This window comes from Mesorhizobium hawassense (genome assembly GCF_003289945.1).
Classification (GTDB): domain Bacteria; phylum Pseudomonadota; class Alphaproteobacteria; order Rhizobiales; family Rhizobiaceae; genus Mesorhizobium; species Mesorhizobium hawassense.
In genome coordinates this window covers 170,605-192,942 of record NZ_QMBP01000007.1, presented here as the reverse complement: position 1 = coordinate 192,942, position 22,338 = coordinate 170,605, and the positions used below count along the sequence as shown (strand labels likewise).

Genomic DNA, 22,338 nt, shown 5'->3' with positions numbered 1-22,338 from the left:
CACACTAGGTTTCCAAGCGTCGCCTCGCAATCGGGTCGCGATTCGGGACGGCCGGACGGCGAAGTCTCGTTTGTATCAGCGCTTCCAGTGGGTACTAGGCTTAGTGAGACAAAAATAGAACAAATCCAGATATTGATTGCTTTTCAGATATTTGCTGCCTATTGCCAAATGAGAACAAAAAAGGTACAAAAGCCGTAGGGATCACGGATTGTCCGGCCTTCATTGACGACCAAGGGGTGATGTATCATGGCTCAGAATACTTTGCGGCTTGTAGAGGATAAGGCAGTGGACAAATCAAAGGCTCTGGATGCGGCGCTGTCGCAAATCGAGCGTGCTTTCGGCAAGGGCTCGATCATGCGGCTCGGCGCCAACGAGCAGGTGGTCGAGATCGAAACCGTGCCGACGGGATCGCTCGGCCTCGACATCGCGCTCGGCGTCGGCGGCCTGCCGCGCGGCCGCATCATCGAGATCTACGGGCCGGAAAGCTCGGGCAAGACGACGCTGGCGCTGCATACAGTTGCGGAAGCCCAGAAGAAGGGCGGCATCTGCGCGTTCGTCGATGCCGAGCACGCGCTCGATCCGGTCTATGCCCGCAAGCTCGGCGTCGACCTCGAAAACCTCCTGATCTCCCAGCCCGACACCGGCGAGCAGGCACTGGAGATCTGCGACACGCTGGTGCGCTCCGGCGCGATCGACGTGCTGGTCGTCGATTCGGTAGCCGCACTGACGCCGCGCGCTGAAATCGAAGGTGAGATGGGCGATTCGCTGCCCGGGCTTCAGGCTCGTTTGATGAGCCAGGCGCTGCGCAAGCTGACCGCTTCGATCTCACGCTCCAACACCATGGTCATCTTCATCAACCAGATCCGCATGAAGATCGGCGTCATGTTCGGTTCGCCCGAGACGACCACCGGCGGCAACGCGCTGAAATTCTATGCCTCGGTGCGCCTCGACATCCGCCGCATCGGCTCGGTCAAGGACCGCGACGAGGTCGTCGGCAACCAGACCCGCGTCAAGGTAGTCAAGAACAAGCTGGCCCCGCCCTTCAAGGTGGTCGAGTTCGACATCATGTATGGCGAAGGCGTGTCGAAGACCGGCGAGCTGATCGATCTCGGCGTCAAGGCCGGCGTCATCGAGAAGTCGGGCGCCTGGTTCTCCTACAATTCGCAGCGCCTCGGCCAGGGCCGCGAGAATGCGAAACTGTTCCTGCGCGACAATCCGGACACGGCGCGCGAGGTCGAGCTGGCGCTGCGCCAGAATGCCGGATTGATCGCCGAGAAATTCCTCGAGAATGGCGGCTCCGAAGGCGGCGACGACGGTTTTGAGGATGAAGCCGGCGCCGTGTAGGGCCGGCTCGTTCCAGGAAGATCGCGCAGCGGTTTCCTGTTCGGGATTGAGGCAAAGCAATTAGTCGGCTTAGCCGGAGTTCGGCCACAATGCCGGTTTATCGGCATATGCTTATGTAATCGAGTTCTTGAGTACTGCGTACCCGAACCGCCGGCCCTCGTGCCGGCGGTTTTGCGTTTCAGGGTAGCGTCGCGCGGCCGGCGGATCGTTTAATTGGCCTAAAGCGCGTCGCGATCTTTCAGGTTCGCTCCATGCGCTTTAGGTTTTTGATTTTACGCACGTCTTTATCCCGAAACCGGTTCCCACTTTCGGGAGACATTGCTTTAGCTCCGTGTTTCTGGACAGGCTCAAGAGCTATCGCTAAAAGGCCAATCTATCTTCTGAAACACCAAAGCCCATTTGCCGCCGGCCGGGCCGGCGGTTCTTGCGAAAAGGCAGTATGCAATGAGTGGCGTGAACGACATCCGGTCGACATTCCTCGACTACTTCCGCAAGGAGGGCCACGAGATCGTCGCCTCCAGCCCGCTGGTGCCGCGCAACGATCCGACGCTGATGTTCACCAACGCCGGCATGGTGCAGTTCAAGAACGTCTTCACCGGCCTGGAGAAGCGCCCCTATTCGCGGGCCTCGACAGCGCAGAAGAGCGTGCGCGCGGGCGGCAAGCACAACGACCTGGACAATGTCGGCTACACCGCGCGCCATCTCACCTTCTTCGAGATGCTCGGCAATTTCTCGTTCGGCGACTATTTCAAGGAGCGCGCGATCGAGCTTGCCTGGAATCTGATCACCAAGGGCTTCGGCCTGAAGAAGGACAAGCTGCTCGTCACCGTCTATCACACCGACGACGAGGCTGCAGGCTACTGGAAGAAGATCGCCGGCTTCTCCGACGATCGCATCATCCGCATCCCGACCTCGGACAATTTCTGGGCGATGGGCGATACCGGCCCGTGCGGCCCCTGCTCGGAAATCTTCATCGACCGCGGCGAGCATATCTGGGGCGGCCCGCCCGGCAGCCCGGAAGAAGACGGCGACCGGTTCCTGGAATTCTGGAACCTGGTGTTCATGCAGTATGAGCAGGTGACGAAGGAGGAGTGCATCGACCTGCCGCGTCCGTCGATCGATACCGGCATGGGACTGGAGCGCATGGCCTCCATCCTGCAGGGTGTCGAAAGCGTCTTCGAGACCGATCTGTTCAAGCATCTGATCGACTCGGCGTCCTCGGCGCTCGGCCAGGGGCCGAGCCAGGAGAACGTGGCCTCCTACCGCGTGATCGCGGATCATCTGCGCTCGTCCTCCTTCCTGGTGGCCGACGGCGTTCTGCCCTCCAACGAAGGCCGAGGCTATGTGCTGCGCCGCATCATGCGCCGTGCCATGCGCCATGCGCAGCTGCTCGGCGCCAAGGAGCCCGTGATGTGGCAGCTGGTGCCGGCGCTGGTGCGCGAGATGGGCCAGGCCTATCCGGAACTGGTGCGCGGCGAAGCGCTGATCACCGAAACGCTGAAGCTCGAAGAGACGCGCTTCCGCAAGACGCTGGTGCGCGGCCTCGGCCTGCTTTCCGACGCGACCGAGACGCTGCATGCCGGCGACATGCTGGACGGCGAGACGGCCTTCAAGCTCTACGACACCTATGGCTTCCCGCTCGACCTGACCCAGGATGCGCTGCGTCAGCGCAGCATTTCGGTCGACATCGCCGGCTTCACCAATGCGATGGAGCGGCAGAAGGCCGAGGCGCGCGCGCATTGGGCGGGTTCTGGCGAGGCGGCGACCGAGACGGTGTGGTTCGCAGTGCGCGAGAAGACCGGCGCGACCGAGTTCCTCGGCTATGAGACTGAAGCTGCGGAAGGCATCGTCCAGGCGCTGGTCAAGGATGGCAAGACCATCGACAGCGCCTCTCAGGGCGATGCGGTCGCCATCGTCGTCAACCAGACCCCGTTCTATGGCGAGTCCGGCGGCCAGATGGGCGACACTGGCTTGATCTCCGGCGACGGTTTTTCGATCGAGGTTTCCGACACGCAAAAGAAGGCCGACGGCTTGTTCGTGCATCTCGGCAAGGTGGCGAGCGGCACGGTGAAGACCGGTGCGGCCGTCGAGCTGAAGGTCGACCATGCCCGCCGCTCGAAGCTGCGCGCCAACCACTCCGCGACGCACCTCATCCACGAGGCGCTGCGCGAGGTGCTGGGCACCCATGTGGCGCAGAAGGGCTCGCTGGTCGCGCCGGACCGGCTGCGCTTCGACATCTCGCACAACAAGCCGATCTCGGCGGAAGATCTCGACGAGGTCGAGCGCATGGCGAACGAGATCGTCGTGCAGAACAGCCCGGTCACGACGCGCCTGATGTCGGTCGACGATGCCATCGCCGAGGGCGCGATGGCGCTATTCGGCGAAAAATACGGCGACGAGGTGCGCGTCGTGTCGATGGGCACCGGCCTGCATGGCGCCAAGGCCAATCGTCCTTATTCGGTCGAACTGTGCGGCGGCACGCATGTGAGGTCCACGGGCGACATCGGCCTGGTGCGCATCCTGTCGGACAGCGCCGTGGCAGCCGGGGTGCGCCGCATCGAGGCGCTGACCGGCGAGGCGGCGCGCAAACACCTCGACGAGCAGGACAGGCGGCTGAAGGCCGCGGCGGCGACCTTGAAAATTGCGCCGGCCGATGTGCCGGCTCGCGTCGAGACGCTGCTCGAAGAGCGCAAGAAGCTCGAAAAAGAGCTTACCGAGGCGCGCAAGAAGTTGGCGCTGGGCGGCGGCTCGGCCGTTGCCGATGCCCCGGCTGCAAACGAGACCGTCGCCGGCGTCGGCTTCCTCGGCAAGGCGGTGAGCGGCGTGGCGCCAAAGGATCTGAAGCCGCTCGCGGATGCCGGCAAGAAGACGCTCGGCTCCGGCGTGGTCGTCTTTGTCGGCGCCGGCGAGGACAACAAGGCGAGCGTGGTCGTCGGCGTCACCGACGACCTGACCGGCCGCTTCAGCGCCGTCGATCTGGTTCGTGTCGCTTCCGCCGCGCTCGGCGGGCAGGGCGGCGGCGGCCGCCCCGACATGGCGCAGGCCGGCGGCCCGGATGCCTCGAAGGCCAATGACGCGATCGCGGCGGTGCGGGCGGCGCTCGAAGCGGCCTAGTTCGGCGCGTCAGGAAAGCCTTGCCGCTCTCAGGGCGCGCGCCATTCTGACGGAGTCGCCCCAGGTGGAGAGCCAGATGAGGCAACCCGTGGCGACGGCGATCGTGGCGCGCAAGAGACGCAGCAGCGGGCCTTGCGCCGGCAACTGCTCCTCGGCGTGATGGAGATGGGCCAGTTCTTCCTCGCGGATCGACAGGATGGTGGCGTGCAGTCCGCGATCCCGCTCGGCTAGATAATTGAGCTGGTCGTCGAGATGGCGGTGCACAGTCGCTTCGACGGCGGCGGTGCATGCCCAGATGCCTTGCGGGCCGAGCAGGGCGGTGAAAAAGCCCAACAGCCAGCCACCCCAGCTCCAGAATTGCATCACGCGGCATGGACGTGAATTTCGCGCCGGCATGGCGGCACGGAAGGCGTCGCAATGCTGGCGCTCATGTCCCAGCATCTCCGACAAAGACGGCACGCAATCCGGCCAGACGTGCCGGGCAACGAGGATTTGCGCCGAGTAGATCCTGATCGCCCCAAATTCGCCGGCGTGGTTGACCCGGACTATCCTGGCCACGGTCAACGCTTCGCGGCGAGAAAGCTCACCCATTGGAGAAGCTTGCCCGCTCGACGATACGATCCCACCAGTCCTGCAAGCCGGAAAAGTGGGCAAAAAGCTCTTGCCCTTCGGCAACCTTGAGGAAATAGGCGATGATGGGCGCGGCGTGCAGGTCGGCCAGCGTCAGCTGATCGCCGAGCAGCCACGGCCCTTGCGCCTTCAGCGACGTCAGCACCTCGAGCACCGTCTCCGCCTGGCTCAAACCGGCTGCGATCAGCGCCTCATCCGGCTGCGCCTTTTCCAGCCGCTCGACGGCAACGTCCCAGACCATGGCGCGGTAGGCATAGGCGTCGAGCATGCCGATGATCTGGCCCATCCTGGCGCGGCCGCGGGCGTCGGCCGGCTGCAGCGCAGGACCGTCGAAGGCTTCGTCGACATAGCGTGCGATGGCGCCGGTCTCGAACAGACGAAAGCCGTCATGCTCGAAGGCCGGGATGCGGCCGAATGGGTGAAGCTCCAGATACCAGGCCGGAATGCCCTCGGCCGTGAAGATATCCAGCGGCACGAGCTCGTAGTCGACGCCCTTTTCCTGCAACGCCATCCGCGCGATGCGCACATAGACGCTGTAGTCGGCGCCGTAGAGAGTTGGCTTGGCCATGGATCAGCTCTCCCTTCCGCTCGTGGTAGTGCTCAAAAAGTGAAGGCTCCTTTCGGAGCCTTCGGGATGCCGGGACTTTGCCACGCGGCCCGGCCCTCCGCTATGGCTCCGGGCGTTCGTCACTTGAAAAGCCCATTTGGGGGCTTTTCACGCGCTTCGCGCACCTCTCCTCACCCCATGGCCTTCTGCAAGTTCTCGTCGATCTTGTCGAGGAAGCCGGTGGTCGAGAGCCAGGGCTGGTCGGGGCCGATCAGCAGCGACAGGTCCTTGGTCATGAAGCCGGACTCGACGGTCTGGATGCAGACCTTCTCCAACGTCTCGGCGAAGCGCTTCAGCTCGGCATTGTCGTCGAGCTTGGCGCGGTGGGCGAGACCGCGGGTCCAGGCGAAGATCGAGGCGATCGAATTGGTCGAGGTTTCCTCGCCCTTCTGGTGCTGGCGATAGTGGCGGGTCACGGTGCCGTGCGCGGCTTCCGCTTCCACCGTCTTGCCGTCCGGCGTCATCAGCACCGAGGTCATCAGGCCGAGCGAGCCGAAGCCTTGCGCCACCGTGTCGGACTGCACGTCGCCGTCATAGTTCTTGCAGGCCCAGACATAGCCGCCCGACCATTTCAGGCTGGACGCGACCATGTCGTCGATCAGGCGGTGCTCGTACCAGAGCTTCCTTGCCTTGAACTCGGCCTCGAACTCCTTCTCGTAGACTTCCTGGAAGATGTCCTTGAAGCGGCCGTCATAGGCCTTGAGGATGGTGTTCTTGGTCGACAGATAGACCGGATAGTTGCGCAGCAGGCCGTAGTTCAGCGAGGCGCGGGCGAACTCGCGGATCGATTCATCCAGATTGTACATGGCCATGGCGACGCCGGAGGAGGGCGCGTCGAACACGTCGTGCTCGATCACCTGGCCGTCTTCGCCGACGAACTTGATCGTCAGCTTGCCCTTGCCGGGGAAGCGGAAGTCGGTGGCGCGGTACTGGTCGCCGAAGGCGTGACGGCCGACGATGATCGGCTTGGTCCAGCCCGGCACCAGGCGCGGCACGTTCTTCATGATGATCGGCTCGCGGAAGATGGTGCCGCCGAGGATGTTGCGGATGGTGCCGTTGGGCGACTTCCACATCTTCTTCAGCTTGAATTCCTCGACGCGCTGCTCGTCGGGGGTGATCGTCGCGCATTTCACGCCGACGCCCCATTTCTTGATGGCGTTGGCCGAGTCGATCGTCACCTGGTCGTTGGTGGCGTCGCGGTGCTCGATGCCGAGGTCGTAATATTCGAGCTTCAGGTCGAGATAGGGGTGGATCAGCTTGTCCTTGATGAACTGCCAGATGATGCGGGTCATCTCGTCGCCGTCGAGTTCGACGACCGGGTTCGCCACCTTGATCTTCGCCATGGAAAGAATGCCTCGTTGCTGGGGGATCTGAACGGCCTCGCCCGCATGGTTTCGGCCGGGGATGCGGGAGCGTATATCAAAGGCTTTTTCAGCGCGCAAACCGCGATCCGCACCTTGGCGCTATCCTTGGCTTGGAGCGGGACGGTGCGGCTCGGCAAGACTGGGCAGCGCCATCTGGACACTAAGCCCTGCATCCTCATGTTGGGAGAAGGGGGGAAGACTTGCAATGACCTGCGAAGTCAGGGCTATCCCAGTATATACTGCCAAGGACTATCCTCGTATCCGCCAGCTTCCGGGCGCCGATGACATGCCGGCGACTTGGGAAGAGTGGCATGCGGATTTCGAAGCGGCTAAGGCGGAGAGACTCCACCGACGCGACTTCACCCGGGCCAAAGTTCTCATCAGACCCGGCAAGTTCAAAGGGTGGCTGGCCGAAAACTCATTTTCGGCCACTGAACATGCGAGACAGCTTTACGCTCAGGAGCGCCTCGATTCAAAACGGGCAAGGGAGGAAGGGCGCCGTGAGTTGGAGAAAATGCTGATCGCCTCGTGGCAGCAGCTATACATTCGGCCGCGACGCGTGGCGTACCATCCTCCCGACCACGGCTCATTCGGCCTAATCCACGCAGTCATAGCCGGCTTATTCTTCGCGTGGCTGGCACATCATTGGCTTGGTTGAACATAGTCCCGCGTGGTCCCGCGTGCGATCTCGTGAAGCGCCGAACAGTTTGCAGATTTCAAGCTGATGCACTACCCGCTGTTGGGAATGCTTCATTTTCCGGGCCGGATGTGGCAGGGGACGCCGAAACGCCGCAAACTCCGGTTACCCACAGCCATGCCAGCCATCGAAGATACAGCCAAACCCGCTTCCTCAGGACCTGCGATCATCCTGGTCGAGCCGCAGCTCGGCGAGAATATCGGCATGGTCGCGCGCGCCATGGCGAATTTCGGCTTGTCCGAGCTCAGGCTGGTCAATCCGCGCGACGGCTGGCCGAGCGAGAAGGCGCGCGCGGCCGCGAGCCGCGCCGACCATGTCATAGACGCCACGAAAGTCTTCGACGACCTGGCCTCCGCGGTTTCCGATCTCAACTTCGTCTTCGCCACGACTGCGCGCGAGCGCGACGGCTTCAAGCCGGTGCGCGGGCCGGTAGAAGCAGGCAGGGCGCTCAGGGCGCGCGCCGAGGCCGGGCTGCGCACCGGCATCCTGTTCGGCCGCGAGCGCTTCGGCCTCTATAATGACGAGGTCGGGCTCGCCGATGAGATCGTCACCTTCCCCGTCGATCCCGGTTTCTCCTCCCTCAACATCGCGCAGGCCGTGCTTTTGATGTCCTATGAGTGGATGAAGTCGGGCCTTGCCGAGGAGACCCAAACCAATTTCTCCGGGCCGGAACTGGCGCCGGCGACCAAGGAACAATTGCACAGCCTGTTCGCCTATCTGGAAGGCGCGCTGGAAGCGCGGGGCTATTTCCGGCCTGAAGAAAAGAAGCCGAAGATGGTCGACAATCTGCGCGCCGTGCTGACACGCGCCGGCTTCGCCGAGCCCGAACTCAAGGTGCTGCGCGGCATCATCTCGTCGCTCGACCGATTCTCGCCGGCCATGCCACGCGGCGACGGCTCGCCGGGCGACGATCCGAGACGATTGCCGGCCGCCGCGCGCAGTCGTGTCAAAGACGAAGAGAGTTAAAATCGGTAAGCTGTGAGCATTTGAAGTAACCGATTTTTATTCGGTCGTGTGTCATCCTTGCTGCAATAGTGAGGGTGGCACATGTTTACGTCCAATATTGGTCGACTGCGCTTTTTCCTTTACTCTCTCGGCCTTGCTGTGGCCGAAACCGTGGTGATCGTTGTCTGCATCGTCAGCACGATCGGCTTCGAGGGACTGCTCAATTCAGCACCTGGTCCGTCGCGTCAGGGCATGGCGGGCGCGGTCCTCATCGCTTCGCTCATCTTTGTCGCGCTGCGCGGCAATCTCGCCGCGTGCCGCACCCGCGACGCCAATGGGCGCCGCTGGATCCTGTGGGCCTATATCGCCCTTTCGGCCGTCTACGCGCTGCTGCAGGCGGGCGTGCTGCTGGTCGTCAAATTCGGCGATCCCGAGAGCATTCCCGGCGGGCTGAATCTGCTCGGGCTTTCGATATTCGGCCTTTGGTGCACGATCCTGTGGGCAAAGCCCGTCGCCGGCAGCAACATCGATGAATTGACGGATGTCTTCGAGTTCGACGGTCCGCTTCCGGCATCGACACGCACTGGACGCGCCACCGCGCCGGCCACTTCTTCACGCGCCGCCGCTCCGGCTGCTTCGGCCGCTCGCGTTCCGCCGGCGCCGCAGCCTTTCGGCAGGCCGCGCCCGGCCGGCTTCGGCAAGCGCGGCGTATGAGCGAGATTTGGAGCATGTCCGAAACCCGCTTCACGCTTTTCGGCATCATGCTCCGGCGGCTGCGCAAAAGCTGCTCGCATTCGCCTCTTCAAGACCACGATCATTCGCGATAGAAGCGCCGTCGGTCCAATCACGGACCGGCCGTCTCGAATGACCGGATGACGATGAGCGATCGATCAAGCCAAAGCCCGATCCTGATGTTCGATTCCGGCGTTGGCGGGCTGACCGTGCTGCGCGAGGCGCGCGTTCTGATGCCCGATCGCCGCTTCGTCTATGTCGCCGACGACGCGGCATTTCCTTACGGCGCCTGGGAGGAGCCGGCGCTCAAGGACCACATCCTTACGCTGTTCGGCAAGCTGCTCGACCGGCTGCGGCCGGCGATCTCGGTGATTGCCTGCAACACGGCATCGACTCTGGTGATCGACGCGCTGCGCGAAAAATTTCCCGACCATCCCTTCGTCGGCACCGTGCCGGCGATCAAGCCGGCCGCCGAACGCACACGGTCCGGCCTCGTCTCCGTGCTGGCGACGCCGGGCACGGTGAAGCGTCAGTACACGCGCGACCTGATCAGCAAATGGGCGCAGAAATGCCATGTGCGTCTGGTCGGCAGCGACCGGCTGGCGGGGCTCGCCGAGATCTATATGCGCCAGGGGTTCGTCGACGAGGAAGCCGTGCGCTCCGAAATCGCGCCCTGCTTCATCGAGCGCGACGGCAATCGCACCGACATCGTCGTGCTTGCCTGCACGCATTACCCGTTTCTCGCCAACCGCATGCGCAAGACGGCGCCCTGGCCGGTCGACTGGATCGATCCGGCCGAGGCGATCGCGCGGCGCGCCATGTCGCTGCTCGAGCCTGTCGGCGAGACGTCGGGCGAAGGCGAACCCGATCTCGCCGTCTTCACCTCAGGCAAGGTGGATTTCGCCACCAGGCGGCTGATCCAGGGCTTTGGCCTTAGCGCACCTTAGCGCTCAAGCGGACGCGGCGGGTTCGAAGACGATGCTGCGCTGATCCGGATCGGCCGAGACCAGCTTCAGGTCGAGAGCGTCGCCCTGCCTGAGGCCGGAAGCCTTGACGTTGGCGACGATAGGCATGTCGGCAAGCTGCACCCGCACGCCATGATCGACGATATCGGTGACGACGGCCTTGAACGCCTCACCTTCGTGTCCCTTCAGCATCACCGCCTCGGCAAGGTCGATGGCCGCGTGGTTGATCTGCGAAGCGCGGGCATCCGAGCGTCCCATCACCTTGGGCAAATTCGCGAACGCGTCGGTGACGGCCTGCGGCACGGGCTGGCCGTTGGCGATTGCCAACGTGCAACGCACGACGTAGCGGTCGGCGAGCCGCCTGAGCGGCGCGGTGGCGTGGGCATAGGTGGCGGCCATCGCCTCATGCCAGGGAACGACGCCCTCCACATAGGGCTGGTAGGACGCGCCGTTGCCCGCACGGCGGATTTCCAGCATCAGTGCGGCCTGTTTCGGATCGGACGGATCGAGCGTGCGCTGATAGTCGCGCAGACCGGTGGAGGCCGGCCAGGACAGGCCGAGCGCCTGTGCCGCGTTGCGCAGTCGCTGCACCTTGGATGCGTCCGGCCCGGACATCACCCGGAACAGCCCGGTCTTGTGCGCCAGCATGGTGTCGGCAATCGCCATGTTGGCGGCCAGCGAAAGCGCTGCATTGTCCTGCTCGGATTGCAGCAGCGGCCTGAACGAAAGCCGGAACGTGCCATCGACGAGCTCTTCCACCTCCTGCTCGGGCGGGTCGACGCGCGAAGCGCCGCGGCGCTCTTCGTTTGCCGCCATGCGCCGCGCCAATTCGGCGAAGCCGGCCGGAACGTCGGAGGGTTGCACGCTGTCATAGGCAAGCTTCGCGCGGCTTTGGATGATGGCCCGCTCCGCGCCGTCCAGCTTGACCGCGCCGTCCCCGGCGACTCGAACCGTGAAGATGACTGAGGGACGCGGCCCATCGGGCAACAGGCTCGCCGCGGCCTCGGCAAGCACCGGCGGGTAGAGCCCGGCCTTGCCGTCCGGCAGATAAAGCGTCTGGCCCCGGTTCCAGGCTTCGAGATCGATAGCATCCCCGTCCTCGACGAACCAGGCCACGTCGGCAATGGCATAATGCAAGAGAAGATCGCCGCCGCTCGCCTCGATCGAGAATGCCTGGTCGAGATCGGTCGAACTCGCGGGATCGAGGGTGACGAAAGGCATCGCCGTGCGATCGGCATGCTGGCTAGGCGCGCGCTTGGCCGCCGCCTCCGCCGTGGCCGCCACATCAGGGGGAAATCCATCCGGCACGTGGAATTCGGTGCGGATTTTCGCGAGGCCGGCAGCAAGCGCTTGTGAGGGATCGGTCAGCGATTTCATGCAACCGTCCTACACTGGCGTTCCGGACACGGGAAGGCTGCCAACCAGATTCGCCAAAGCGGGCCGTCCGACGGCCGATACCGATAGGGCCGATAAGCTTACCCGCCGTCGCCGGAACCGGCGCCGAAGCGCGGCGTTACTGCTCTATCTAAATTGACGCAATTCCGGACGGAAAACCGCTTCACACTTTTCCTGGAATTGCTCTCCCAGCAAAGGAGAAACCGCCATGCCCGCCACCTCGCAAGCCCAGCAAAAGGCCGCAGGCGCAGCACTTTCCGCCAAACGAGGCGAGACTAAGAAGAGCGAGCTCAAAGGCGCTTCTCGCGAGATGTACGATTCGATGAGCGAGAAGCAGCTGGAGGAATTTGCCGAGACCAAGCGCAAGAGCCTGCCGGCGAAGAAGTCTTAAATTGCGGATTGGACGAAAAAGCCCGTGGTCTTGTCCATGGGCCTAATCTTCATAGGCTCAAAGACCAATTAGCGGCGCCACCAGCAGTGCTTCGTCTTGTAGCGGACGACGTGGCGGTGGCCGTGGCGCCAGACGACTCTTTTCTTCACCACGACGCGGCAGATCTGCTTGTGGCCGTGCCAGTGCCTGGCCATGGCCGGTTCCGGCGTCATGACCGCCATCGATCCGGCCAGGACGGCGGCTCCGGTCAGGGTAAGGAAGAATTTCTTCATGGGAATTCGCACTCCTCTGCTCCAGTCCCTTCATCGTGTGCAGGGCGTTTGCATCCGAAGATGCCGCATCCGCCCCGATGCCGCCGGCATACAACTTTCCGCCACATCCAGCGCAACATGCAACGCAGGAATGGTATAGGTTTGCCCTTGGCGCCGCCAGCCACAAGCTTGACAGCGGTTAAATCTGTGTTTAACAGGCCCCCAACACCGGGTGGCGACGCCCGGTGGTTTCTTTTGACGTGTCCCGTGGGTTTTCCGTCGCTCTGCGTGGAAAACCCTGTCAGGTCTCGAAAACGGAGGCCAGAGGAGGGCGCGTTTCCTTCGCCCGGAGCCATGGGGTTCCGGGTATGTTGTTTTGAAAGGGAATGCGATGAGCAAGCGCGAATCCGCGAAATACAAGATCGACCGCCGTCTTGGCGAAAACATCTGGGGCCGCCCGAAGTCCCCGGTCAACAAGCGTGAGTACGGCCCCGGCCAGCACGGCCAGCGCCGCAAGGGCAAGCTTTCCGACTTCGGCCTGCAGCTGCGCGCCAAGCAGAAGCTGAAGGGTCACTATGGCGACGTTTCGGAAAAGCAGTTCCGCAAGGTCTATGAAGAGGCCGACCGCCGCAAGGGCGACACCTCCGAGAACCTGATCGGCCTGCTCGAGTCGCGTCTCGACGCGGTCGTCTATCGCGCCAAGTTCGTGCCGACCATCTTCGCCGCCCGTCAGTTCGTCAACCACGGCCATGTCAACGTCAACGGCAAGCGCGTCAACATCGGCTCGTACCGTTGCAAGCCGGGCGACGTCGTCGAGGTGCGCGAGAAGTCGAAGCAGCTCGTCATCGTGCTGGAATCGGTTGCTCTCGCCGAGCGCGACGTGCCGGACTATATCGAAGCCGACCACAACAAGATGGTTGCGACCTTCGCCCGCGTTCCCGGCCTGTCGGACGTTCCGTTCGCCGTGCAGATGGAACCGAACCTGGTGGTCGAATTCTACTCGCGCTGATCGGTATCAATCAGCAGCAACATCCAGGGCCGCCTTTCGAGGCGGCCTTTTCTTTGGTCGCCATGTCCGGTAATTCGGGCGCCAGGAAAACCATGGGGCCGGCGCCATGAACATGCTGCCAGATGTCAAAACGCTCGAGCCGATCGACGATGACGCCGAGGGCGGCTTCCATCCGCTGTTTCGCGACGTGCCGTCCTCGGTCGAGTTCAACAAGCTGCGCAAGCGGCTGCTGAGGCTGACGCGCCAGGCGATCGAGGATTTCGCCATGGTGAAGCCCGGCGATCGCTGGCTGGTCGCGCTCTCGGGCGGCAAGGATTCCTACGGCCTGCTGGCGCTGCTGCTCGATCTCAAATGGCGCGGGCTGCTGCCGGTCGAGCTGCTCGCCTGCAATCTCGACCAGGGCCAGCCGAATTTCCCGAAACACATCCTGCCCGACTATCTCAATGCCAACGGCATCGCTCACCGCATCGAATACCAGGACACCTATTCGGTGGTAACCGACAAATTGCCCGAGGGCAGCACCTATTGCTCGCTCTGCTCGCGGCTGCGGCGCGGCCATCTCTACCGCATCGCGCGGGAGGAGGGATGCTCCGCGCTGGTGCTCGGCCACCACCGCGAGGACATTCTCGAAACCTTCTTCATGAACCTGTTCCATGGCGGGCGTCTTGCCGCCATGCCGCCGAAGCTGCTCAACGACGAAGGCGACGTCATGGTGCTGCGGCCGCTCGCCTATAGCGCCGAGGCCGATCTCGAAAAATTTGCCAACGCGATGAAATTCCCGATCATTCCCTGCGACCTGTGCGGCAGCCAGGAAGGGCTGCAGCGCAACGCCATGAAGGCGATGCTCGACGATATCGAGAAGCGCATGCCGGGGCGCAAGGACACGATGATCCGCGCCATGACCAATGTGCGGCCCTCGCATCTCCTGGACAGGAAGCTGTTCGACTTCGCGGGGCTCGACGCGAACCAAGGACGAGACATTCCCGATGAAATTTGACGACCGTTCGATCGACTGGCTGGCCGAGCTTCTTGCCGACGCCGCCAGGGCCGAAATCATGCCGCGCTTCCGCCGGCTGGGCGAGGGCGACGTCCGCCAGAAGACCTCCGCCGCCGACCTCGTGACCGAAGCGGACGTGAATGCCGAGAGGCTGATCACCGCCCGGCTGCGCGAGCGCTATCCCGACGCCATGGTGATCGGCGAGGAGGCCTGCTCCGACAATCCGGCGCTGCTTGGCGGCCTCGGCGATGCCAAGCTTGCCTTCGTCATCGATCCGGTCGACGGCACTTTCAACTTTGCCTCCGGCGTGCCGCTGTTCGGCGTCATGGCCGGCGTCGTGGTCAACGGCGAGACCGTCGCGGGCATCATCCACGATCCGGTCGGCAAGGACTGGCTGATCGGCGCCAAGGGCGCCGGCAGCCATATCCGCCACGTGCATGGCGCGCTGGAGAAGGTCCGGGTCGCGGCGCCGGTGCCGATGTCGCAGATGACCGGCTCCGTTTCCTGGCAGTTTGTCGAAGAGCCCGAACGCTCGCGGCTCGCCCGTAACCAGACCAAGACGCTGTCGCAATTTGCCTATCGCTGCGCCGCGCACGAATACCGGCTTTTGGCCAGCGGCCATGCCCATTTCGTCCTCTACAACAAGCTGATGCCCTGGGATCATCTGGCGGGCGCGCTGATCCATCAGGAAGCTGGCGGCCATGCCGCGCGCATCGATGGCAGCGGCTATCTGCCGTCGCATCTCGATGGCGGGCTGCTGGTCGCGCCGGACAAGCAAAGCTGGGACGAGTTGCGCCGCGAGCTCTGGGCCGATTAGGATCGGTTCGGTTGCGGGGCTGGGGGCGGCCAAGCCGCTATGACCCCGCACGGAGCGGGGGATGCCAATGAATTTCCGATACGCGATGGCCGCTTTTGCTTTCGCCTTGATCGCCAGCGCGGGTTGCGGCAAAGCCCAGGCCCAGGTGCGCGCCTGCGGCAGCCGCGATCCGGTCAACTCCATCGCCGAGATGGCGCAGGCCATCTACGCCTGCTGGCAGCCGCCGCCGGGCACGGCCGACCTGACGTTGACTTTATGCTTCTCGCTTCGCCGCGACGGAACGCTTATTGGCAAGCCGCGCGCCACCTTCTCCAAACTGGGGCCGGATAGCAGTTTGAACAGGGCTTTCGTTGCTTCGGTGATCGAGGCCCTTAACAGGGAACTGCCCGTGCCTTTCACAAAAGGCATGGGTAGTGCGATTGCGGGGCGCCCCCTTTGCCCGCTCTTCAGGGCGACGCAGGAACGCAAATCCTGACCGCGCTCGTCGAATAGCCGCCTTACGCTGTTAATGTAGATCGGTAATGTGTCCCGAAACGGGGGCATTCTGCGGCTGGAACATCTTGCCGCGCTCGGCAATGAGGATCATCAGCAACGCCGCGACCGAGACGCTGCAGAAGCCGGCGGCCAAGGGCGTGACCGTACCATTGTAAGCTTGCCCGATAGCAGCGCCGATGAGCGCGCCGAGGAAAGTCTGCATGAAGCCGAGGATGGATGCAGCCGTGCCGGCGAGCTCGCCGAGCGGCTCCATCGCAAGCGCGTTGAAGTTCGCGCCGAGCCCACCGAAGGGCAGCATCGCGCTGGCGAAGAAGGTCACGAACAGCCAGAGCGGCATTTGAATTTCGAGCGAGACGACCAGCCAGGCAAGGCTGATGCACAGGAAGATCAATAGCGCGCCTTGCGACAGGCGGCGCATGCCGATCTGCCCGACCAGCCGCGAGTTCAGGAAGTTGGAAAAGGCGAGCACGCCGGCGACGCCGGCAAAGATCAGCGGGAACAGCTCGCCGACATGGAAGATGTTGATGTAGATCTGCTGGGCCGAGCTGATGAAGCCGAACATGGCCGCGAAGATGAAGGTGCTGGCAAACGCGTAGCAAAGCGTCAGCCGATTGGTCAGAACGATGCGGAAACCGCCGACAACCGAGCTCACCGTCAGCGGCCGACGATATTCCGGATGCAGCGTTTCCGGCAGGCGCATCAGCGCCCATGTCGAGACAACCAGCGCTCCGACTGCCATGGTCACGAAGATCCAGTGCCAGCTGGCGAACAGCATCACGAACTGGCCGATGCCGGGCGCGATGACCGGGATCGCCATGAACACCATGAAGATCAGAGACATCACTTCGGCCATGCGGCGTCCTTCGAACGTGTCGCGGACGATCGAGACGGCGATGACGCGGGTCGCGGCGGCGCCGACGCCCTGGATGAAGCGCCAGGTCAGCAAGAGAGCAAAGCTGGGTGCTACCGCGGCGGCACCGGCAGCCACGACATAGACGACAAGACCTAAGACCAGCGGCGCGCGGCGGCCGTAGCGGTCCGAGATCGGCCCGAACAAAAGCTGGCCGCCGCCGAAACCGAGCATGTAGGCGGTGATGACATACTGGCGGTGGTTTTCGCTTTCGACGCCGAGCGAGGCGCCGATCTGCTGCAGCGCCGGCAGCATGATGTCGATGGCCAGAGAGTTGAGCGCCATGAGCGCGGCGCAGAGCGCAATGAATTCCCAGCGCGGAATGGGCAACCGTGTTGCCGATTGCTGCGCTACTGCCTGCTTGTCCACCGCGAAATCCGATCTTTCAAACGAATATGCGCCGGGCTACCGGCGCATCAATTCGTCCCGTTCCCGATCTCCGAGAACCACAATGCCGGGGTGGGGGCTGCCCCGGAACGTCATCCGCCGGCGAAGGCACCGGCAGGCCTGTTCAATCAGGCGGCGCCTTTGACGCTGACGCCCTTTTCGACCAGGAAGTCCTGCAACTCGCCGGCCTGGAACATTTCGCGCACGATGTCGCAACCGCCGACGAATTCGCCCTTCACATAGAGCTGCGGGATCGTCGGCCAGTTGGAATAATCCTTGATGCCCTGGCGCAGTTCGGCCGAGTCGAGCACGTTCACGCCTTTGTAGTCAGCCCCGATATAATCGAGGATCTGCACCACCTGGCCGGAGAAGCCGCATTGCGGGAAGCCGGGCGTGCCCTTCATGAACAGCACGACGTCGTTGCTCTTCACTTCATTGTCGATGTAGTCGTTGATGCCGGTCATGGACGATCCTTTCACGCCTGTGGGAGTCAGGCTCGAAACATGCCCTTCAAATAAACCCATAGGGTGGCTGAAACAAGACGTTAGCCGCGACGCTGCTCCAATGGCGCAAGGGATAACGCGATTTTGGGCCAAGCCTTAAGTGGCGACAGCGCTCAGTCGGGAATGCTGGTCTGCAGCGCAAGCGCGTGCAGCACGCCGCCCATGTTGCCCTTCAAGGCGTTGTAGACCATCTGGTGCTGCTGGACACGGCTTTTGCCCCGAAAACTCTCCGCGACGACCTCGGCCGCGTAATGGTCGCCGTCGCCGGCCAGATCGCGGATCGTCACCTTGGCGTCAGGAATGCCTTCCTTGATCAGTTTTTCGATGTCGTGGGCATCCATTGCCATGGCAAAATCCTATTTCAAGGAGGCAGGCGGTATCGCGTGACTCGGGTCAGCGTAAAGCCTTTCCAGCCCGGATTGAAGCCTAAGGGTTATCCTGCCTGGAGTGAACCACGCCGTCCTCGGTGATGCCATCGCGCGTCGAATAGGCGCGGCCGAGGCTGAAGACCCACACGTAGAGCGGGATATTGATCAGCAGGATGACGATGGGAAGATAACTCGTCATCTGCCACGCGGTTGAGAAGAAGGCTTGACCATAGCCGCCACAGATTAAGGACGAGCCATATTCCCAGACCGCTCCGATCACGGCACCGACCATAAAGAGCTTGATGCAGGTCGCGATATGACGTGCCCGCGAGGGCTCCGGTGAAAGCCTGTTCCATAGCACCAGGCAGACGATCGGAACCGCGTAGATCAGGTTCTGCACGACGAGCATCGGCAGCGTGCCGTTGGCCGCGGCTAGGAACTCGGCGCGAGTTTCCAGCAGTGGACAGACCTCACTCGAGGTCGTCGACAGCAGGAAGAGCACGAACGGTCCGAGAAACCAGAAGAAGAACAGGGACGGCCAGAAGACGACTGCGATCAGCGCCTTCGAGGCCAACCGGGTCAACTGGCCTGATCCATGAAGCGCGGGAACCAGCCCTCGTGCGCCGCTGTCAATTCGCTGACCGCAATCGCGCGCGCCTCGCCGAGCTTCAGGTCGCTGCCGCCGGTCGTGCCGATCCAGGGCGCGAAGATGCCGAGCTTGCCCTGCTCCTCGCGGATCTTGTCCCATTCGCTGCTTTGCGGGTCGATCGACAGCGTCAGCAGATAGCGGCCCTGGTCCTCGCCGAACCAGACCGGGATCGGGTCGGTGCCGGTGAGTCCGGGAATGGTGGCGCCGATGCCCGAGGCCATCGCCATTTCGGCGAGCGCTACGGCCAGCCCGCCGTCGGAGACGTCATGGGCGGCGGTCACGATGCCGGACGCTATCAGCGACCGCACATGGTCGCCAACGCGCTTCTCATGCGCGAGATCGACCGGTGGCGGCGGGCCATCGGCGCGGCCATGGATGTCACGCATATAGACAGATTGGCCGAGATGGGTGCCCCAGCTCGGTGGCGCGCCGACGAGCACGATCATCTGGCCCTCGGCGGCAAAGCCGATGCGCGCCATCTTCGACCAGTCGGCAATCAGGCCGACGCCGCCGATGGTCGGCGTCGGCAGGATGCCGCGGCCATTGGTTTCGTTGTAGAGCGAGACGTTGCCGGAGACGATCGGGAAGCCGAGCGCGCGGCAGGCATCGCCGATGCCTTTCACCGCGCCGACGAACTGGCCCATGATCTCGGGCCGTTCGGGATTGCCGAAATTGAGGTTGTCGGTGGCGGCGAGCGGCAGCGCGCCGGTGGCGGTCAGGTTGCGCCAGCACTCGGCGACGGCCTGCTTGCCGCCTTCGTAAGGATCGGCCTCGCAATAGCGAGGCGTGACGTCGGAGGAGAAAGCCAACGCCTTGGTCGGGTGGCCTTCGACGCGCACGACGCCAGCATCGCCGCCGGGAAGCTGCAGCGAATTGCCCTGGATCAGCGTGTCATACTGCTCCCACACCCAGCGGCGCGACGAGAGGTCCGGCCCGCCGAGCATTTTCAGCAGTGCATCCGCGACATCGGCTTTCGGCGCATCGTTCGCCGCGAGCGGCGCGGACTTCTTCGCCTCGACCCAAGGGCGGTCATATTCCGGCGCCTGGTCGCCCAGTTCCTTGATCGGCAGGTTGGCGACTTCGTCACCCTGATGGATGACGCGGAAACGCAAATCGTCGGTGGTCTTGCCGACGATGGCGAAGTCGAGGCCCCATTTGCGGAAGATCGCCTCGGCTTCCTCTTCCTTCTCGGGGCGCAGCACCATCAGCATGCGCTCCTGGCTTTCCGACAGCATCATCTCGTAGGCGCTCATGCGCTCCTCGCGCACCGGCACCTTGTCGAGGTCGAGCTCGATGCCGAGGTCGCCCTTGGCGCCCATCTCGACCGCCGAGCAAGTGAGGCCGGCTGCGCCCATGTCCTGGATGGCGATGACGGCGCCCGAGGCCATCAATTCGAGGCAGGCCTCCAGCAGGCATTTTTCGGTAAAGGGGTCGCCGACCTGCACGGTCGGGCGCTTTTCCTCGATCTTGTCGTCGAATTCGGCCGAGGCCATGGTGGCGCCGCCGACCCCGTCGCGCCCGGTCTTGGCGCCGAGATAGACGACCGGCAGGCCGACGCCCTTGGCCTGCGACAGGAAGATGGCGTTGGTCTTGGCGAGGCCCGCCGCAAACGCGTTGACCAGGATGTTGCCGTTGTAGCGGGCGTCGAAATTGACCTCGCCGCCGACCGTCGGCACGCCGAAGGAATTGCCGTAGCCGCCGACGCCGGAAACCACGCCGGCGACGAGATGCCGGGTCTTGGGATGGTCCGGCGCGCCGAAGCGCAGCGCGTTCATCGCCGCAACCGGTCTGGCACCCATGGTGAAGACGTCGCGCAGGATGCCGCCGACGCCTGTCGCGGCGCCCTGATAGGGTTCGATGTAGGAGGGGTGGTTGTGGCTTTCCATCTTGAAGACCACGCAGTCGCCGTCGCCGATGTCGACCACGCCAGCATTCTCGCCAGGGCCCTGGATGACCTGCGGGCCGCTGGTCGGCAGCGTGCGCAGCCATTTCTTGGAAGACTTGTAGGAGCAGTGCTCGTTCCACATCGCCGAGAAGATGCCGAGCTCGGTGAAGCTTGGCTCGCGCCCGACCAGATCGAGGATGCGCTGGTATTCGTCGGGCTTCAGCCCATGCGCGGCAATCAGTTCCGGAGTGATCGGCACGGAATTGGAAATGGTCATGAGCGGCGATTTATATCCGTGGGAGAGGGGGAGTTTCTTGAGTCTCCTCTTATCGCAAGCTTTCGCGCGATACACCCCACCGAATGACGAAAAACGCCGGAAAACTGCCTCCGCCGTAGCTGCTTGCCGGCGTGATCGGGGCCGGTCAGGAAAAACTGTCGTAGCCGGCGCGGCCTTCGTCGAGCAGGCGACGGATGACGGCGACGCCGCCGGCGACATCCTTGCTTTGCCGAGGTTGCGACACGCCGAAGCGTACGCCGTGAAAGACCTGCTCGGAACGGCCGGCCTTGAACTCGTCCTCGTCGTCGATGAGCACGCCCTGCGCCAGGCAGGCATTCTTGAAGGTGCCGGACAACCATGGGTCCGGCAAGGTCAGCCAGATGAAGGGCACGTTGTCTCTTGTCTTGAAGTCGAATCCCGCCAACATCTCACGCACGATGGCGAGACGTGTTCGAAGCTCGGCAATGCAGCGCTTGCGGATTTCGCCTGCTTGGCCCGACATCACCAGCCTTGTGCCGACCTCAGCCAAGAGGAAGGGCAGGCCGCCGGTCATCATCTTATGGGCGACGCGGATGCGATGGCGATAGGTCGGCGGGCAGGAAAGCCAGCCGCCGCGCACGCCGGCCGCGACCGACTTCGACAGGCCGCCGGCGACGATCGTGCGCTCCGGCGCATATTCGGCCAGCAGCGGCGTCGGGTCGTCGGTGAGTTCGCCGTAAAGGTCGTCCTCGATCAGCGCGACGTTGTACTCGCGCGCAATTTGCGCGATCGCCTGCCGCCGTTCCGCCGACAGCGTCACCAGCGTCGGGTTCTTCGCGGTCGGCATCAGGAACATCACTTTTGGATGTTTCTGCGCGCAGACGCGCTCGAAATCGTCCGGGTCGATGCCGTTGTCGTCCGTCGAAACCAGCGCGATACGGCGCCCTATCAGCCCCGCGCTGCGAGCGATCTGCGAATAGGTGAGGTGCTCGAAGACCACGTAGTCGCCGGGCATGGTCAGTGCGGCGATCGCCGCCATGACAGCGGCATGGGTGCCCATCGTCGGAACGATTGAATCGGGCGAGGGGCGGAAGGAATTGCGCGCCAGCCAGCGGCTGCCCGCCTCGTACCAGCGCTCGGGAAAATCACGCGTGTAGCTCGAAATGTCGTGCGGGTGTTCCTGCGCCGTGCGCGCCAGGATATCGGCAATCACCGCGCCCTGGCCGACATCGGGCGCGGCGGTGCTGTCGAAGCGCAGTTTGCCGCTCGGCGCGTCGATGGGGCGCGTGCCTTGCAGGCCCGGTTCGACATCGGGTTTCGGGGCCTCGGCGCGCCGGCCGAGCACATAGGTGCCGCGGCCGACCTCGCCGCTCACCAGGCCGCGTTCGCGCAGCAACTGATAGGCCCTGCCGATGGTGCCGACGGTCGTGCCGATGTCATAGGCGAGGTCGCGCTGCGGCGGCAGTTTTGCACCGGCATTGATGACGCCCTTGTCGATATCTGACTCAATGCTGTCAGCAAGGCGCTGATAGAGAGGGCCTGAGCCACCAGAGAGTTCGGGGGGCCAATTTGTCATGGTGACAATTTTCTATATTGCACCGCGCGATGAGTCAATTCATATCAAGCC

At 63.5% G+C, this 22,338-nt stretch carries 22 protein-coding genes; 11 read left to right on the top strand and 11 right to left on the bottom strand.

What is annotated here, in order from left to right; genetic code table 11:
* Positions 1–246 precede the first annotated feature (246 nt).
* A complete protein-coding gene (gene recA / locus DPM33_RS16770) occupies positions 247–1,344 on the top strand; it encodes a recombinase RecA (RefSeq protein ID WP_112098561.1) in 1,098 nt (365 codons plus the stop codon).
* A 444-nt stretch (positions 1,345–1,788) separates the two neighbouring features.
* Positions 1,789–4,458 (top strand): alanine--tRNA ligase, encoded by a 2,670-nt coding sequence (gene alaS / locus DPM33_RS16765; protein WP_112098560.1) that lies wholly within the window; start codon positions 1,789–1,791, stop codon positions 4,456–4,458.
* Positions 4,459–4,467: 9 nt separating this feature from the next.
* On the opposite strand, the gene DPM33_RS16760 is transcribed toward alaS, so the two are convergent.
* The 3 genes from DPM33_RS16760 to DPM33_RS16750 all read right to left on the bottom strand — a co-directional run bounded on the left by DPM33_RS16760 (position 4,468) and on the right by DPM33_RS16750 (position 7,038).
* Positions 4,468–5,049: a demethoxyubiquinone hydroxylase family protein gene (locus DPM33_RS16760; RefSeq protein ID WP_112098559.1), complete on the bottom strand. Its 582-nt coding sequence runs from the start codon at positions 5,047–5,049 to the stop codon at positions 4,468–4,470.
* Positions 5,042–5,656, bottom strand: coding sequence for a glutathione S-transferase family protein (locus DPM33_RS16755; protein WP_112098558.1), 615 nt, complete (start codon positions 5,654–5,656; stop codon positions 5,042–5,044). Before DPM33_RS16755 ends, DPM33_RS16760 begins: the two co-directional genes overlap by 8 nt.
* A 170-nt stretch (positions 5,657–5,826) precedes the next feature.
* Positions 5,827–7,038, bottom strand: a complete 1,212-nt coding sequence (locus tag DPM33_RS16750) for an NADP-dependent isocitrate dehydrogenase (RefSeq protein ID WP_112098557.1) — start codon at positions 7,036–7,038, stop codon at positions 5,827–5,829.
* A 226-nt stretch (positions 7,039–7,264) separates the two neighbouring features.
* On the opposite strand from DPM33_RS16750, the gene DPM33_RS16745 reads away from it, so the two are divergent.
* From DPM33_RS16745 to murI, 4 genes are all read left to right on the top strand, one after another.
* Positions 7,265–7,717: a hypothetical protein gene (locus tag DPM33_RS16745; RefSeq protein ID WP_112098556.1), complete on the top strand. Its 453-nt coding sequence runs from the start codon at positions 7,265–7,267 to the stop codon at positions 7,715–7,717.
* 156 nt (positions 7,718–7,873) lie between these two features.
* On the top strand, positions 7,874–8,722 hold the full coding sequence (locus DPM33_RS16740; protein ID WP_112098555.1) for an RNA methyltransferase: 849 nt from the start codon (positions 7,874–7,876) through the stop codon (positions 8,720–8,722).
* 81 nt (positions 8,723–8,803) lie between these two features.
* Positions 8,804–9,415: a hypothetical protein gene (locus DPM33_RS16735; RefSeq protein ID WP_112098554.1), complete on the top strand. Its 612-nt coding sequence runs from the start codon at positions 8,804–8,806 to the stop codon at positions 9,413–9,415.
* Between the two features lie 164 nt (positions 9,416–9,579).
* Entirely contained in the window at positions 9,580–10,380 is an 801-nt protein-coding gene (murI, locus tag DPM33_RS16730; protein WP_112098660.1) for a glutamate racemase, read from the top strand.
* 3 nt (positions 10,381–10,383) lie between these two features.
* Here the strand turns inward: murI and DPM33_RS16725 are convergent, their stop codons facing one another.
* Positions 10,384–11,775, bottom strand: a complete 1,392-nt coding sequence (locus DPM33_RS16725; protein ID WP_112098553.1) for an RNB domain-containing ribonuclease — start codon at positions 11,773–11,775, stop codon at positions 10,384–10,386.
* Between the two features lie 226 nt (positions 11,776–12,001).
* On the opposite strand from DPM33_RS16725, the gene DPM33_RS16720 reads away from it, so the two are divergent.
* Entirely contained in the window at positions 12,002–12,184 is a 183-nt protein-coding gene (locus DPM33_RS16720) for a DUF3008 family protein (protein WP_112098552.1), read from the top strand.
* A gap of 68 nt (positions 12,185–12,252) precedes the next feature.
* On the opposite strand, the gene DPM33_RS16715 is transcribed toward DPM33_RS16720, so the two are convergent.
* The gene (locus DPM33_RS16715; RefSeq protein ID WP_112098551.1) at positions 12,253–12,456 is read right to left on the bottom strand and encodes a hypothetical protein; all 204 of its coding nucleotides are present in this window, start codon (positions 12,454–12,456) and stop codon (positions 12,253–12,255) included.
* 370 nt (positions 12,457–12,826) lie between these two features.
* Between DPM33_RS16715 and rpsD the strand changes: the two genes are divergently transcribed.
* The 4 genes from rpsD (at position 12,827) to DPM33_RS16695 (ending at position 15,733) form a co-directional block, all read left to right on the top strand.
* A complete protein-coding gene (gene rpsD / locus DPM33_RS16710) occupies positions 12,827–13,444 on the top strand; it encodes a 30S ribosomal protein S4 (RefSeq protein WP_112098550.1) in 618 nt (205 codons plus the stop codon).
* A 112-nt stretch (positions 13,445–13,556) separates the two neighbouring features.
* Positions 13,557–14,441, top strand: a complete 885-nt coding sequence (gene ttcA, locus DPM33_RS16705; protein WP_208648419.1) for a tRNA 2-thiocytidine(32) synthetase TtcA — start codon at positions 13,557–13,559, stop codon at positions 14,439–14,441.
* Entirely contained in the window at positions 14,431–15,258 is an 828-nt protein-coding gene (locus tag DPM33_RS16700) for an inositol monophosphatase family protein (protein WP_112098548.1), read from the top strand. The genes ttcA and DPM33_RS16700 overlap by 11 nt, the downstream gene beginning before the upstream one ends.
* A 67-nt stretch (positions 15,259–15,325) precedes the next feature.
* The gene (locus tag DPM33_RS16695) at positions 15,326–15,733 is read left to right on the top strand and encodes an energy transducer TonB (RefSeq protein ID WP_112098547.1); all 408 of its coding nucleotides are present in this window, start codon (positions 15,326–15,328) and stop codon (positions 15,731–15,733) included.
* Positions 15,734–15,763: 30 nt separating this feature from the next.
* Here DPM33_RS16695 and DPM33_RS16690 read toward each other — a convergent pair whose 3' ends face one another.
* The 6 genes from DPM33_RS16690 to DPM33_RS16665 all read right to left on the bottom strand — a co-directional run bounded on the left by DPM33_RS16690 (position 15,764) and on the right by DPM33_RS16665 (position 22,287).
* The gene (locus DPM33_RS16690) at positions 15,764–17,032 is read right to left on the bottom strand and encodes a multidrug effflux MFS transporter (RefSeq protein ID WP_112098546.1); all 1,269 of its coding nucleotides are present in this window, start codon (positions 17,030–17,032) and stop codon (positions 15,764–15,766) included.
* A 146-nt stretch (positions 17,033–17,178) separates the two neighbouring features.
* Positions 17,179–17,514 (bottom strand): Grx4 family monothiol glutaredoxin, encoded by a 336-nt coding sequence (gene grxD / locus DPM33_RS16685; RefSeq protein WP_059185116.1) that lies wholly within the window; start codon positions 17,512–17,514, stop codon positions 17,179–17,181.
* Between the two features lie 152 nt (positions 17,515–17,666).
* On the bottom strand, positions 17,667–17,900 hold the full coding sequence (locus DPM33_RS16680; RefSeq protein ID WP_112098545.1) for a BolA/IbaG family iron-sulfur metabolism protein: 234 nt from the start codon (positions 17,898–17,900) through the stop codon (positions 17,667–17,669).
* Between the two features lie 79 nt (positions 17,901–17,979).
* Positions 17,980–18,504 (bottom strand): hypothetical protein, encoded by a 525-nt coding sequence (locus tag DPM33_RS16675; protein ID WP_112098544.1) that lies wholly within the window; start codon positions 18,502–18,504, stop codon positions 17,980–17,982.
* Positions 18,501–20,732, bottom strand: coding sequence for a phosphoribosylformylglycinamidine synthase subunit PurL (purL, locus tag DPM33_RS16670; protein ID WP_112098543.1), 2,232 nt, complete (start codon positions 20,730–20,732; stop codon positions 18,501–18,503). Before purL ends, DPM33_RS16675 begins: the two co-directional genes overlap by 4 nt.
* Before the next feature lie 145 nt (positions 20,733–20,877).
* Positions 20,878–22,287: an aminotransferase-like domain-containing protein gene (locus DPM33_RS16665; RefSeq protein WP_112098542.1), complete on the bottom strand. Its 1,410-nt coding sequence runs from the start codon at positions 22,285–22,287 to the stop codon at positions 20,878–20,880.
* Positions 22,288–22,338 lie beyond the last annotated feature (51 nt).